This window comes from Terrabacter terrigena, assembly GCF_042676085.1.
In the GTDB taxonomy this organism is placed as follows: Bacteria; Actinomycetota; Actinomycetes; order Actinomycetales; family Dermatophilaceae; genus Terrabacter; species Terrabacter terrigena.
In genome coordinates this window covers 63,458-75,787 of sequence record NZ_JBHTKH010000019.1, presented here as the reverse complement: position 1 = coordinate 75,787, position 12,330 = coordinate 63,458, and the positions used below count along the sequence as shown (strand labels likewise).

The 12,330-nt window shown below is 71.9% G+C and carries 12 protein-coding genes; 5 read left to right on the top strand and 7 right to left on the bottom strand.

Features of this window, described 5'->3' with window-relative positions; translation table 11 throughout:
- The first annotated feature begins 152 nt into the window (after positions 1-152).
- On the top strand, positions 153-1,634 hold the full coding sequence (locus ACFQ2V_RS19450) for an HNH endonuclease signature motif containing protein (protein WP_386054600.1): 1,482 nt from the start codon (positions 153-155) through the stop codon (positions 1,632-1,634).
- 128 nt (positions 1,635-1,762) lie between these two features.
- On the opposite strand, the gene ACFQ2V_RS19445 is transcribed toward ACFQ2V_RS19450, so the two are convergent.
- Positions 1,763-1,924 (bottom strand): hypothetical protein, encoded by a 162-nt coding sequence (locus tag ACFQ2V_RS19445; protein WP_386054599.1) that lies wholly within the window; start codon positions 1,922-1,924, stop codon positions 1,763-1,765.
- A gap of 91 nt (positions 1,925-2,015) precedes the next feature.
- Here ACFQ2V_RS19445 and ACFQ2V_RS19440 point away from each other — a divergent pair, with 91 nt between their 5' ends.
- The gene (locus ACFQ2V_RS19440) at positions 2,016-2,978 is read left to right on the top strand and encodes a GlxA family transcriptional regulator (RefSeq protein ID WP_386054598.1); all 963 of its coding nucleotides are present in this window, start codon (positions 2,016-2,018) and stop codon (positions 2,976-2,978) included.
- A 110-nt stretch (positions 2,979-3,088) separates the two neighbouring features.
- Here ACFQ2V_RS19440 and ACFQ2V_RS19435 read toward each other — a convergent pair whose 3' ends face one another.
- Genes ACFQ2V_RS19435 through ACFQ2V_RS19410 form a run of 6 tightly spaced genes read right to left on the bottom strand, consistent with a single transcriptional unit; the run spans position 3,089 to position 9,912 of the window.
- Positions 3,089-4,534 (bottom strand): tryptophan-rich sensory protein, encoded by a 1,446-nt coding sequence (locus ACFQ2V_RS19435; RefSeq protein WP_386054597.1) that lies wholly within the window; start codon positions 4,532-4,534, stop codon positions 3,089-3,091.
- Positions 4,535-4,537: 3 nt separating this feature from the next.
- Positions 4,538-5,257, bottom strand: a complete 720-nt coding sequence (locus ACFQ2V_RS19430; RefSeq protein WP_386054596.1) for a CPBP family intramembrane glutamic endopeptidase — start codon at positions 5,255-5,257, stop codon at positions 4,538-4,540.
- 26 nt (positions 5,258-5,283) lie between these two features.
- Positions 5,284-6,648, bottom strand: coding sequence for a cryptochrome/photolyase family protein (locus ACFQ2V_RS19425; RefSeq protein ID WP_386054595.1), 1,365 nt, complete (start codon positions 6,646-6,648; stop codon positions 5,284-5,286).
- Complete coding sequence (locus ACFQ2V_RS19420; RefSeq protein WP_386054594.1) at positions 6,648-7,928, bottom strand: class I SAM-dependent methyltransferase; 1,281 nt, start codon at positions 7,926-7,928, stop codon at positions 6,648-6,650. The genes ACFQ2V_RS19425 and ACFQ2V_RS19420 overlap by 1 nt, the downstream gene beginning before the upstream one ends.
- Positions 7,925-8,680: a DUF1365 domain-containing protein gene (locus ACFQ2V_RS19415; RefSeq protein WP_386054593.1), complete on the bottom strand. Its 756-nt coding sequence runs from the start codon at positions 8,678-8,680 to the stop codon at positions 7,925-7,927. The genes ACFQ2V_RS19420 and ACFQ2V_RS19415 overlap by 4 nt, the downstream gene beginning before the upstream one ends.
- Positions 8,677-9,912, bottom strand: coding sequence for an NAD(P)/FAD-dependent oxidoreductase (locus ACFQ2V_RS19410; protein WP_386054592.1), 1,236 nt, complete (start codon positions 9,910-9,912; stop codon positions 8,677-8,679). The genes ACFQ2V_RS19415 and ACFQ2V_RS19410 overlap by 4 nt, the downstream gene beginning before the upstream one ends.
- A 217-nt stretch (positions 9,913-10,129) precedes the next feature.
- On the opposite strand from ACFQ2V_RS19410, the gene ACFQ2V_RS19405 reads away from it, so the two are divergent.
- The 3 genes from ACFQ2V_RS19405 to ACFQ2V_RS19395 are packed head-to-tail and all read left to right on the top strand — an operon-like array spanning position 10,130 to position 12,314.
- Complete coding sequence (locus ACFQ2V_RS19405; RefSeq protein ID WP_386054591.1) at positions 10,130-10,624, top strand: SRPBCC family protein; 495 nt, start codon at positions 10,130-10,132, stop codon at positions 10,622-10,624.
- Between the two features lie 3 nt (positions 10,625-10,627).
- Positions 10,628-11,572: a MerR family transcriptional regulator gene (locus ACFQ2V_RS19400; protein ID WP_386054590.1), complete on the top strand. Its 945-nt coding sequence runs from the start codon at positions 10,628-10,630 to the stop codon at positions 11,570-11,572.
- Between the two features lies 1 nt (position 11,573).
- Entirely contained in the window at positions 11,574-12,314 is a 741-nt protein-coding gene (locus tag ACFQ2V_RS19395; protein ID WP_386054589.1) for a cobalt-precorrin-6A reductase, read from the top strand.
- The last annotated feature ends 16 nt before the right edge of the window (positions 12,315-12,330 follow it).

Sequence of the window (12,330 nt, the reverse complement as noted above, 5' to 3'; positions counted from 1 at the left end):
TACCGACTGCTGCAGCAAGCCGTCGACACCGACCCGCACCCGCTCAAGGACCTGCTGAAGCCAGAAACCGGCATACCAGACTTCACCTAAGCAGATATGCAGAACTGGTGTTCTAATTGAGACGGGAGATCCGACGGCAAGAGGAGCGCGGCGTGCCCTACCACGACACTGATCCCGCCACGCTCGCGCGGATCGCCTTCGTGCTCGGCGCTCGTGGCGAGCGTGCCTCCGCCCGGCGCTTCGGCGGCAGTGCCGAACGAGTAGATGCCGCTGGTGAGCGGCGCCGTGTCGACTCCGGCGACTCGCTGCGCGACGAGGGGCTCGACGCGGAAGCGGAGGAGATCGTCGCCGAGATCGAGGCGCTCGAGAGGTCCAAGGCACGCATCGAGGCGCAGCTGCTCGACGCTTACGCGGCGCTGCACACGGTCGAAGAGCTCCAGCTCGCGAGGCTCCCACGGACGCCCGTCCCGCTGTCCGCAGAGCAGGTCGTTACCCAGGAGATCGCCTGCGCGACAGGGGTCGGAGCCGCGGAGGTGTCGCGTCGCCTCGAGCTGGCCACGGCGCCGCGGCGGCATCGCGTCGTGCGCGAACGTCTCCGCGATGGCCGGGTCAGCCTGCACCGGGCCCTCCAGGTCGTCGCCGAGACCCGGTCCCTCGACGACAGCGTGCTTCCCGGGCTCGAGACCGCCGTGCTGGCGCCAGCGCCCGACGGTTCGGTGTCGTCGCAGCGGCTCTTCATCAGCCGCCTGCGCCGCTGCGTCCGCAGTGCCGACCATCGCGGCGAGGACGAGCGTCACTGTGCGGCTGTTCGCCGACGCCGGGTGCACGGGCACCTCACCGACGACGGCATGGGCGTGTTCACCGTCGTCGCTCCCGGTGAGAGCGTCGTAGGGGTTCTCGACCGGGTCGACGCGCTGGCCCGGGCCGCCCGCGCCGCCGGCGACGAGCGCACCCTCGACCAGCTGCGCAGCGACCTCCTCTGCGATCTGGCCCTCTTCGGCATCGTGCCCGCCACCGGCGCCCAGGCGGCGCCGGCAGTGGTTGCGCCGACCTGCGGCTCGTGGCTCGCATCCGCCCCACCAGCCGTGGTCCGCATCGTCGTGCCGTTCGAGGTCGCTGTCGGCCTGTCCGACGCGGCGTGCGAGATCCCCGGTCATGGCTGGGTCACTGCCGCACACGCGCGCCAGATCATGACCGCGCCGGGCTCGGTCTGGCAGCGACTGGCCGTCGACGTGAACTCCGGTCGCGCACTCGAGCTGTCCACCGACCGCTACGCGCCGACGCGCGAGATGGTCGAGCACGTACGTGCCGTCGACGGGGTCTGCCGGGCTCCCGGGTGTCAGGTGCCGGCCGAGCGGTGCGACCTCGACCACATCGTCCCCTGGCCAGAAGGTGAGACGCGGGTCTCGAACTTGGAGTCGCTGAGCCGGGGCTGCCACAACCCCAAGACAGCTCGTGTCTGGACGGTCGAACGCATCGACGACGACGGAGTCCGCTGGACCTCTCTCGCCGGCCGCAGCTACGTCACCTACCCCAGGGACTGGCGCGAAGCCCTACGAGATCCGGGAGCGGGCCCGCCGAGTGGGGCGGAGTCGGAACTCGAACTCCCCGAGAGTGATCCGCCGCCCTTCTGAGGTGCACGGCGCGAGGTGGCGCGGGCTGGACATGCGTGACGCCGGGTCGGTCGACCCGGCGTCAGCTGGAAGTGTTCGGTGCTGGTTGGTGTGGATGGTCCGGCACGGACGCGTCGGCGGCGTTGACGTCAGTGCGCGACGGGGGCGTCGTGCAGGACCCGGACGAGATCGCGGTCGACCTCGGCGTCGGCGCCGAACGGGGCGCGCGGCAACGAGAACGTCCGGCGGTGGTGCGGCCCGAGGGCTGCGACGAGAGCGACGATCATGGCGATGAAGAAGATGATGTCCATGGCAGAAAGTTTGCGCTCACCATTATCCCGCCACGAGTGGCAGAACTGACGACTGTCGACAAGATCCTGCCAGACATGCGATGCTGACCGGATGTTGCGCACGATCGCGGTCATCGTCCAGGAGCCGGTCGCCATGTTCGAGCTCGGCGTGCTGTGCGAGGTGTTCGGGATCGACCGCACCGACGACGGCGTGCCGGCCTTCGACTTCCGCGTCTGCGCTAGCCGTCCGGGTGAGGTGCTGCGCACGACGAGCGGCCTGGGCGTCACGGCCACGCACCCGCTCGAGGCTGCCCGCGACGCCGACCTCGTGGCCATCCCGGGCGGCTCCGTCGACGGTCCGTACGACCCCGAGGTCCTCGACATCCTGCGCCACACCGTCGCGCACGGCGGTCGCGTCCTATCGGTCTGCTCAGGCGCCTTCCAGCTCGCCGCTGCCGGTCTGCTCGACGGTCGCGACTGCACGACCCACTGGCGGTACGCCGCCCGCCTGGCCGATGAGCACCCCCGGGCCTGTGTCGACCTCGACGTCCTCTATGTCGAGGACGGCCCGGTCCTGACCAGCGCCGGCACGGCAGCCGGCATCGACGCCTGCCTCCACCTCGTGCGCACCGAGCTCGGCTCGGAGGTGGCGACCCGCATCGCCCGACGCATGGTCGTGCCGCCGCACCGCTCGGGAGGCCAGCGCCAGTTCGTCGAGATCCCGCTGCCCGCCGAGCCGTGTGAAGGCCTGCAGGACGTGATGGAGTGGGTGGCCGAGCGGCTCGACGAGGAGCACTCGATCCCGTCCCTGGCGCGGCGCGCGGCCATGTCCGAGCGCACCTTCGCGCGGCGGTTCACCGCCGAGGTGGGCACCACGCCGCACAAGTGGCTGACCAGCCAGCGCGTCCTGCGAGCCCGGCACCTGCTCGAGAGCACCGAGCTCGACGTCGAGCGCATCGCCCGCGAGAGCGGCTTCGCCACCGCGGCCGTTCTGCGCCATCACTTCCAGCGCGAGATCGGCATCCCGCCCGTCGCCTACCGTCGCGCCTTCGCCAAGCAGCCCGCGTCCGCCTGACTGTGTCGCTGCCGTCGTCTGGGGCTGTATTGCGCACGCCCTAGACAGGGGAATATCTGGTCATCGACTCGTGGCTCACCGCGACAGATCTCCGTACTGCCCAGTGAACCTCAGTGGTTCCGGCGTGCGATCGCAGCCGAGAGCGCGGTCGCGAAGCCGCACCACGCGGCATACGGCGACAGGGCGACACCCGCAGTCCGGTTGACGGCCCCGGCCCGACGGGCGAGGTCGGCGGAGCTCAGCGTGAGCACCGCCGCCTCGGCCACCGCGGCCCACGGCCGCCGCACGCGCCAGAAGACGACGCTCCAGGCCGTGTTGAGCGCGAGGTTCGTGCCGAACGCCTTGAGGTAGGCGTGGCGGCCGGCCCGGTCGCCGGCCCTGTCGAGCCCCGTGAGAACCGTCGCCGAGCTTGCTGCGATGTCGGCGTAGAGCGCTGTCCACACGACCGGGAAGGCGACGGCCGGCGGCTGCCATGCCGGCTTGTCCAGCGACGCGTACCAGGGTGAGCCGGGCTGTGTCGCAAGCGAACCCGCAACTGCACTCGCAGCCACCGCCGCACCGGTGAGCGCGAGGTTGCGCCACGCGGTGTCGGGCGGCACGTGCTGCATGGCCGACCGCACGGCCGTGTCGAAGTCGGTGAGGCCGCCCGGCACGTCGACGAGCTGCTCGATGTCTCGCTCCTTGGCGACGACCTCGTGGACGAGGCTGCCGACGAGCGGTTTGGCCAGACCGGCGGAGATGGGAGTGACGAGACCGACCCAGTGGCTCGCGAGCCGAGGGGTCAGCACCGGCACGGTGACGACGAGCGGTCGCCGCTGGCCCGTGGCGTCGGCGAAGCGGCCGATCATCTCGCGGTAGGTGAGCACGTCGGGCCCGCCGATGTCGAACGTCCGGTTCACGTCCGGCGGAAGGCTGCCCGCTCCGACGAGCAGGGTGACGACGTCGTCGATCGCGATCGGCTGGATGCGGTTGTCGAGCCACTTCGGGGCGACCATGGCGGGCAGGCGCGTCGTCAGGTGGCGCAGCATGTCGAAAGACGCCGACCCGTCACCGAGCACGACCGCGGCCTGCAGCACGGCCGTCGGGACGCCCGAGTCGAGCAGGATGCGCCCGACCTCGACCCGCGACGCCAGGTGCGGCGAGAGCACCTCGTCGTGGGGGTGCAGCCCGCCGAGGTAGACGATGCGCCCCACCCCCTCCTCACGCGCGGCCGCGCCGAACGTCGTGGCTGCGTCGCGGTCGCGCTCCTCGAAGTCCGGGCGGTCGTCCATCGAGTGCACGAGGTACCAGGCCGCGTCGACGCCGCTGAGGGCCTTGCGCATGTCGGTGGACGACGACACGTCGCCCTCCGCGACCTCGACGCGGTCTCGCCACGGCCGCCCGTCGAGCGACGACCGGTGGCGCGTCAGCACCCGCACGGTCCATCCCTCGTCGAGGAGCCGGGGCACGACCTGCCCGCCGATGTAGCCGGACGCGCCCGTCACGAGCGCGGTGCGCGTCGTGCCGGTGGGGGTGCCGGCGGTCGTGCCGGTCGCGGGGGCCGGGTCAGCAGTCATCGTTCACCTCGTGAGTGAGAGGGCGGGTGGGAGGAGGACGAGCATCCCCGTGGACCACACGACGTGCGTGATGATCGGCCCGAGGAAGCCGCCGGTGACGCGGCGCTGCAGCCCGGTCACGACGCCGATGACGGCCGCGGCGAGGACGAGCAGGGGCACCCCGCTGCCCACGGTGGTCAGGGCGTAGAGCGCGGTGGTTAGCGCGACGGGATGCCGCGGGATGGCGGCATACAGGGCGCCGCGGAAGTAGATCTCCTCGACCACCCCGTTGAGGAAGGTGATGGCGAGCACCGCCGCGAACGAGCCGAACCGGGCGTGGTCGAGCAGCTGGTCGACGGGCTCGCGCAGCGTCGGGATGCGCGCGACGACGAGCGCGCCGAGCAGGAAGACCGCGAGCAGCAGCGCGCCGAGGGCGAGCGACTGGACGACGGGACGTGCCTGCTCGCCCCGACGCGTACGCCCCATGCCCGCGTGCAACGGACCCGAGAGCAGCGCCCCGACGAACCACACGGCAGCGAGGCCGAGCGTGGCGACGTAGAAGAGCGGGTCACCGGGGGTGATGCGAAGGGCCCACGCGAGCACGGCCGAGCCGACGACGAAGGTGACGGCCACCACGACCTGGCGCCGGCGGAACACGTCGTCAGGGTCGCGGTGGTCGCGGCCGACCTTCTGGATGAGCGCCGCGTTGACGAAGGCGCGCAGCTCGGCCACGGGGCCCCGCATGTGTCGTCTCCTCCGGTCGCGGACGGTCAGGTCGAGTGGCCTCGGGCGCGTTCGTAGCGCACCAGCGTCTCCTTGCGCTCCTCGTCGTGGTCGACGATGCGCGTCGGGTAGTCGTCGTCGTACCCGTTGTCATGCTTCCAGGGCTCGTGCACCTGCGCCCCGCCCAGGTGACGCAGCTGCGGCACCCACCGTCGGACGTACTCGCCGTCGGGGTCGAACTTGCGCCCCTGCGTGACCGGGTTGAAGACACGGAAGTACGGCGACGCGTCGGTCCCCGTACCCGCGACCCACTGCCAGCCGTGGTTGTTCGACGCGATGTCGCCGTCGATGAGGTGGTCGAGGAAGTGCTGGGCACCCACCGGCCACCAGACGTGGAGGTCCTTCGTGAGGAAGCTCGCCGTGATCATGCGCACCCGGTTGTGCATCCAGCCCTCCTCGAGCAGCTGGCGCATCCCCGCGTCGACGATGGGATAGCCGGTGCGTCCCTCGCGCCACGCCTCGACGAGGTGGTCGGTCTCGGCGCCCGAGTCGTAGGGCAGCCGGGCGAGCTCGGGACGAAGGTCGTGCCACGCTGAGCGCGGGTTGTGCCAGAGCACGTCGGCGTAGAACTCGCGCCAGATGAGCTCCGTGACGTAGGCCGTCGCCGCCTTCGAGCGCCCGGCCGAGTGGGCGGCGATGTCGGCGAGGATCGTGCGCGGATGGATCTCGCCGTACTTGAGTGGTGCCGACAGCCGGGACGTCGAGTCGAGGTCGGGCCGGTCGCGTTCGCGGTCGTATGCCGTCAGCCCGTCGTGGAGGAACGTCTTCCACCGCTTCAGCGCGGCGGCCTCACCGGCCTCCATGCGCGGCACCCTCGGCAGCGGGTCGCCGCGCACCTCGTCACGCAGCCACGAGATGCGCTTGGGGCGGCCCGCGGGCGCAGGGCGGCCGTGCTGCTGCCACGCCTTGGAGAAGGGCGTGAAAACCTTGTAGGGAGAACCGGACTGGTTGACGATGCGACCCGGTCCGACGGCATACGGGGTGCCCGTGGCGACCAGCGCGCAACCCTGGTCGGCGAGGGCCTTCTCGACCTTCTCGTCACGGCGACGGCCGTAGGGCGTCGTCTCGCGGGAGACGTGCACCTGGTGGGCGCCGACCTGCTTGGCCAGGCGCGGGATGACCTCGACGGGGTCGCCCCTGCGGATGACGAGCGCGTCCCGGGTGTCCTTCGCCAGCGCCTCGAGCGAGGCGAGCAGCCGCCGCGACCGTGGGGTGCCGTCGAGCAGCCTCGGGTCGAGCACGAAGACCGGGAGCACGTGCGTCGCGCTGTCGACGGCCGCGAGCAGCGCCGGGTGGTCGGTCAGCCGCAGGTCGCGGCGGAACCACAGGATCGACGTGCTCGCCTCGACCATCAGGCAGTGCCCCCAGCGGTCTCCAGCTCCCTCTCGAGGCGCACCTGCGCGACGTCGAGGTAGCCGGTGGCGAATCCGGCCTCGCAGTACGCGAGGTAGAACTCCCACTTGCGCCGGAACGTCTCGTCGAAGCCCAGGGCGTTGACCTCGGGCCAGCGCGCGAGGAATGTCTCGCGCCAGCGCCGGAGCGTCTCGGCGTAGTCGGCGCCGAACGCGTCCACGCCCGTCATGCGGAGGGTCGTCGCGGCGGACGTCGTCTCGTGGATCGCCTGCAGGCTCGGGATGAGGCCGCCGGGGAAGATGTGCTTCTGGATCCAGCCGTATGAGTGCTTCGTCGCGAGCAGCCGCTCGTGCGACATGAGGATCGCCTGTACGGCTGCGACGCCTCCCGGGGCGAGCCGCTCGTCGATGGTGCGGAAGTAGGTCTCCCAGTACTCCTCGCCGACGGCCTCGATCATCTCGACGCTGACGATGGCGTCGTAGCGTCCGTCGACCTCGCGGTAGTCCTGGATGCGGATGTCGACGTCGTCGGCGTGCCCGGCAGAGGCCACCCGCTCGCGTGCCAGCGCCGCCTGCTCCTTCGACAGGGTCACCGTCGTCACCGCCGCGCCACGTCGGGCGGCCTCGAGCGCCAGCGTGCCCCAGCCCGTGCCGATCTCGAGCACGCGCGACCCCTGACCGACCTTCGCCATGTCGAGGATCGCGTTGACCTTGCGCAGCTGAGCCTCCTCGAACGACTGCCCACTCAGCGGCAGCGAGCGGTCGAACATCGCCGAGCTGTAGCTCATGGTCTCGTCGAGGAAGGTCGCGAAGAGGTCGTTGGACAGGTCGTAGTGCGCCTCGATGTTGCGGCGCGAGCCGAGCAGCGTGTTGTTCTGGATCGTCGGGATGCGCCGGTCGACGAAGCCGCGCAGCCGCAGCCAGCCCGGCGGGACGGCCGTCGTCATGCGCTCGGCGAACGGCCTGAACAGGTCGGCGAGGTCGGTGCCCTCGGCCGTCTTCCAGTCGCCGGCCATGTAGCCCTCGCCGATGCCGATCTTCGGATGGTGCGCGAGCCGCTCGAAGACGGCGGTCGGACGCACGAGCTGCAGCCCGGGCCGCGAGGCGTCGCGGGCGCCACCGCCGAGGAGCGAACCGTCGGGCAGCACGACGTCGACGGGGACGCGCTTGGCCACCTGGGCGACGATGCTCCGGGCGAGACGGGCGCGCACGCAGAAGTGGCGAAGGCTCGGGCGGCGCAGGCAGATCGGCTGGCTCAAGGCCTGGGGTGCGGCGGTCATCGGACGGCCTCCTCGGGGTGTCGGGGGCGGGGCACGACGGGCAGTCGGCGCAACCAGAGCCGGATGCCGTGCGCCCGGATCAGGGCGGTCACGCGCTGGGTCATGAGCCCGTGACGTCGGACGAGTCGGAGGAGCGCGCGCGGGGTGGCCGGCTCCGGGGTGCCGCGGGTGACGGCGGTCATGATGCGCTCGCCGTCACGGTCGAGCGCCACCGTCACGCCCACGGCACGCGGCTCGAGCACGAGGCGGACGGCATACTCCCCGCTCGTGTCGTTGAAGGGCGACACGTAGAAGGCCTTGCCCACCGTGGCCGTGCCGTCGTCGGCGACGTCGAGCAGGTAGGCGTGGCGCTCGCCGTACGTGTTGTGGACCTCGAAGACCACGGCGAGCAGTGTGCTGTCGGGGCGGAGGCACCAGAAGACCGACAGCGGGTCGAAGGTGTGCCCGAGCACCCGCGCGTTCGCGAGCATGAGCACGCGGTCGGTGGGCTGGAGGGTGACGCCGCGGGCCGCCAGGAACCGCGTGACGTCACCACGTATGCCGCCGCCGAGCCGTCCGCGGTCGAGGTGGTCGCGCGCGTCGAAGCGCGCGAAGAGCCGTGCAGGCCAAGGCATCTGCGGCAGGTCGTCGAGGTCGACGAGCCACTGGTAGTGGCCGTGGGTGAAGCTGTGGCGCAGGGGCGTGCGACGCGAGTGGGCGACGGTGCCGTCGACGAGGGCCGGCACCGCGGGCGGGGTCAGGACGGCTGTCACCAGTGCACCCCGAAGGACTCGGCCGCCTCCACGCCCGAGCGGCACCCGTCCTCGTGGAAGCCCCAGCCGAGGTGGGCCCCCGCGAAGGCGAGGCGGTCGCCGCCGGCGCTGCGGAGCCGGGCTGCCGCCTCGACGGCGTCGCGCGTGAAGATCGGGTGGTCGTAGCTCATCCGCGCCGTGACGAGCGACGGGTCGACGCTGCCGCCCGGGTTGAGCGTCACCACGTGGTCGTCGGCGTCGGTGATGGCGTGCAGGCGGTTCATCCAGTAGCTGACCGTGACGTCGGGCGCCGGGGCGTCGCAGGCACGCATGCGGTAGTTCCACGACGCCCTGGCCTGCTTCGGCCTCGGCAGCACCGAGGAGTCGCGGTGCAGCCAGGTCTCGTTGCGCGAGTAGCGGATGGCCGAGAGGTCGCGCTTCTCGTCGGGGGAGGCGTCGGCGAGCAGGTCGAGGGCCTGGTCGGCGTGCGTGGCCACGACCGCGCGGTCGAACGTCGTGACGTGGCCGCCGGCGACGAGGACGTCGACCCCGTCGTCGTGCCTGGACACTGCGGTCACCGGGCTCTCCTTGCGCACGTCGGGCAGACGCTCGACGAGCCGGTCGACGTAGGTCGCGGACCCGCCGGTGACGGTGCGCCACGTGGGCGACCCCGTCACCGTCAGCATGCCGTGGTGGTCGAGGAACCGGAAGAGGTGACGGGCCGGGTAGGACGACGCGTCGAGGTCGCCGCAGGACCACACGCAGGCGACCAGGGGGATGGCGAAGTGTCGGACGAAGTACGCGGAGAAGCGCTGCTGCGCGAGGAACTCACCCCAGGTCGGGTGCTGCGACTCGTCGGCGAGCAGCGCGTGCGCAGCGCGGTGGAAGCGCGGCACCTCGGCGAGCATGCGCACGAACCTCGGGTCGGCGACCCGGCGACGCTGGGCGAACATCCCCTTGGGGCCGCGCCCTCCGGCGTACGAGAGCCCGCAGCCCTGGCACGTGATGCTCATGCTCATCTCGGTCGGCTGCGTCGGGACGCCGAGCTCGCCGAAGAGGCGGAGCAGGTTCGGGTAGGTCTTCTCGTTGTGGACGATGAAACCGCTGTCGATGCGCAGGGCCCCACGCTGACCTGTCACCTCGTGGGTGTGGGCGTGGCCGCCGAGGCGCGAGTCGCTCTCGAACAGGGTCACGTCATGGGTCGCGCTGAGCACGTGCGCCGCGGTGAGGCCGGAGACGCCCGCGCCGATCACCGCCGCAGTCGGTCGAGCCGGTCGAGTCGCTCGAGCGGGTCGGGTGGGTCGGGTGGTGTGGCTGGGGCGAGTCACCGAGGCCTCCTGGCTGATGGGTCCCGTGTGGTTCGGCGCGGCGCCCCGAGCGGATTGTGCGTCTCAACGTCTCTTCGTCGAGTCGTTTCGACGTGGTGCGTTGTCCATCCTCCGTCCACACCGTAGAGTGGCTGTTCAAGGTATGTCAAAGGTTTGGGAGCAGGGCATGGTCATCGTGCGCACCGTCACCGTCGAGCACCCGGTCGACCGTGTCTTCGCCTACCTCTCCGACTTCACCAACACAAACGACTGGGACCCCGGCACCGTCCGCACCGAGCGCGTCGCAGGCGAGGGTGGAGTCGGCACGCGCTACCACAACACCTCGAAGTTCCTCGGCCGCGAGACCCAGCTCGACTACCTCGTCACGGAGCACGTGCCCGACGAGAAGCTCGCGCTGCGCGGCGAGAACGCGACCGTCGTCGCCCACGACACCATGACGTTCGTGCGCACCGTGACCGGCAACGGCGGGGCGGCGGGCAGCCCGGGCAGCGGCACCGGGACGACCGTCACCTACCGCGCCGAGTTCGAGTTCAAGGGCCTCGCCAAGCTCGTCGCGCCGCTCTTCGCGCCGGCCTTCAAGAAGCTCGGCGACGAGGCCGAGCAGGGCCTGCGCCGGGCGCTGGGGCGGCTGGCCTAGGCGATGTACACCATCAAACGTGCGGCAGAGCTGACGGGCATCAGCGTCGCGACCCTGCGTGCCTGGGAGCGCCGCTACGGCGTCGTCAGCCCCAAGCGGTCCGACGGTGGCTACCGTCTCTACGGCGCCGAGGACGTCCGGGCTCTCGCCATCATGAACTCCCTCGTCAACGAAGGCTGGTCGGCCCGTGAGGCCGCCGCCGAGACGGTCCGTCGCCTGTCGTCCCGCGACGCGGCGAGCAAGGACGGCCGCGACGCCCGCGACGCGCGCGAGCGACCCCACGCGGTGCCCAGGCGCGTGGCCCCGCTGCGGCCGGGCAGCCGCTACCAGTCCGAGGACGCCGAGGCGTTCATCCGCGCCGCCGAGCGGCTCGACAGCGCCTCGGCGACGGCCGTGCTCGACGCCCGCTTCGGCCTCGGCACCTTCGAGCACGTCGTAGACGACTGGCTGATGCCGACCCTCGAGCTCGTCGGCGAGGAGTGGGCGCACGGCCGCCTCACCGTGGCCGGTGAGCACCTCGTCTCGTATGCCGTCCAGCGCCGTCTCGCCGCCGCCTACGAGGCCGCCTCGGGCCGGGGCGACGGACCCACGCTGCTCATCGGCCTGCCGCCGGGGGCCAGGCACGAGCTCGGTCTCCTCGCCTTCGCCGTCGCCGCCCGCCGGGCCGGCTTCGCCACCGTCTACGTCGGCGCGGACCTGCCCGCCGAGGAGTGGGTGCGCGCCATCGAGGCGCGCCGGGCCGCGGGCATGGTCATGGCGGTTCCCCGACACGTCGACATCGCCGCGGCCCGCAAGATCGTCGAGACCGTGAGCCGTAGCCACCCCGAGGTCGTCATCGGGCTCGGTGGCAGCCAGCAGGACGAGATCACCGGCGGCTGCATCCACCTCGGTCACTCGATCACGGTGGCCGTCGGCGAGATGTCGCGGCGCCTGCGAGTCCCCGCCTGACGTGCGCGTCCTCATCCTCGGGGGCACGGGCGAGGCCCGCGCGCTCGCCGCCGAGCTCGTCGAGCGGGGCCACGACGTCGTGTCCAGCCTCGCGGGGCGCGTCAGTGCCCCGGCGCTGCCCGTCGGGGCGGTGCGCGTCGGCGGCTTCGGCGGTGTCTCCGGCCTCGCCGACCACCTCGTCACCGAGCGATACGACCACGTCGTCGACGCCACCCACCCCTTCGCCGAGCAGATCACGGCCAACGCCCTGGCCGCCACGGCGCGCGTCGGCGTGCCGCTCGTCCGGCTGCAGCGCCCGGGGTGGTCCGTGCACCCGCACGCCGCCACGTTCACGTGGGTCGAGGACGTCGACGCCGGCCGGGTCGCCGCCGAGGCTCTCGGGCGGCGCCCCTTCCTCACCACCGGACGGCAGCAGCTCGAGTCCTTCGCCACGTGGGACGACCGCTACGTCCTGGCCAGGGTCGTCGACCCGCCCGACTGGACCGTGCCGACGACGTGGGAGGTGCTGCGCGCCCGCGGGCCCTACCCCCATGCCGCCGAGCGCGAGCTGCTCAGGAGCCGCCGCATCGACGTGCTCCTCACGAAGGACTCCGGGGGCGCCCTGACCGAGGCCAAGCTCGCCGCCGCCCACGACCTCGGGATCCCCGTCGTCGTGGTGTGCCGACCGGCCGTGCCGGATGGCGTGCGGGTCGTCGAGTCGGTGGCCGACGCCGTGGCCGGGCTGGCCCCGAAACCTGCCTGACGGCATACGTCGTCGC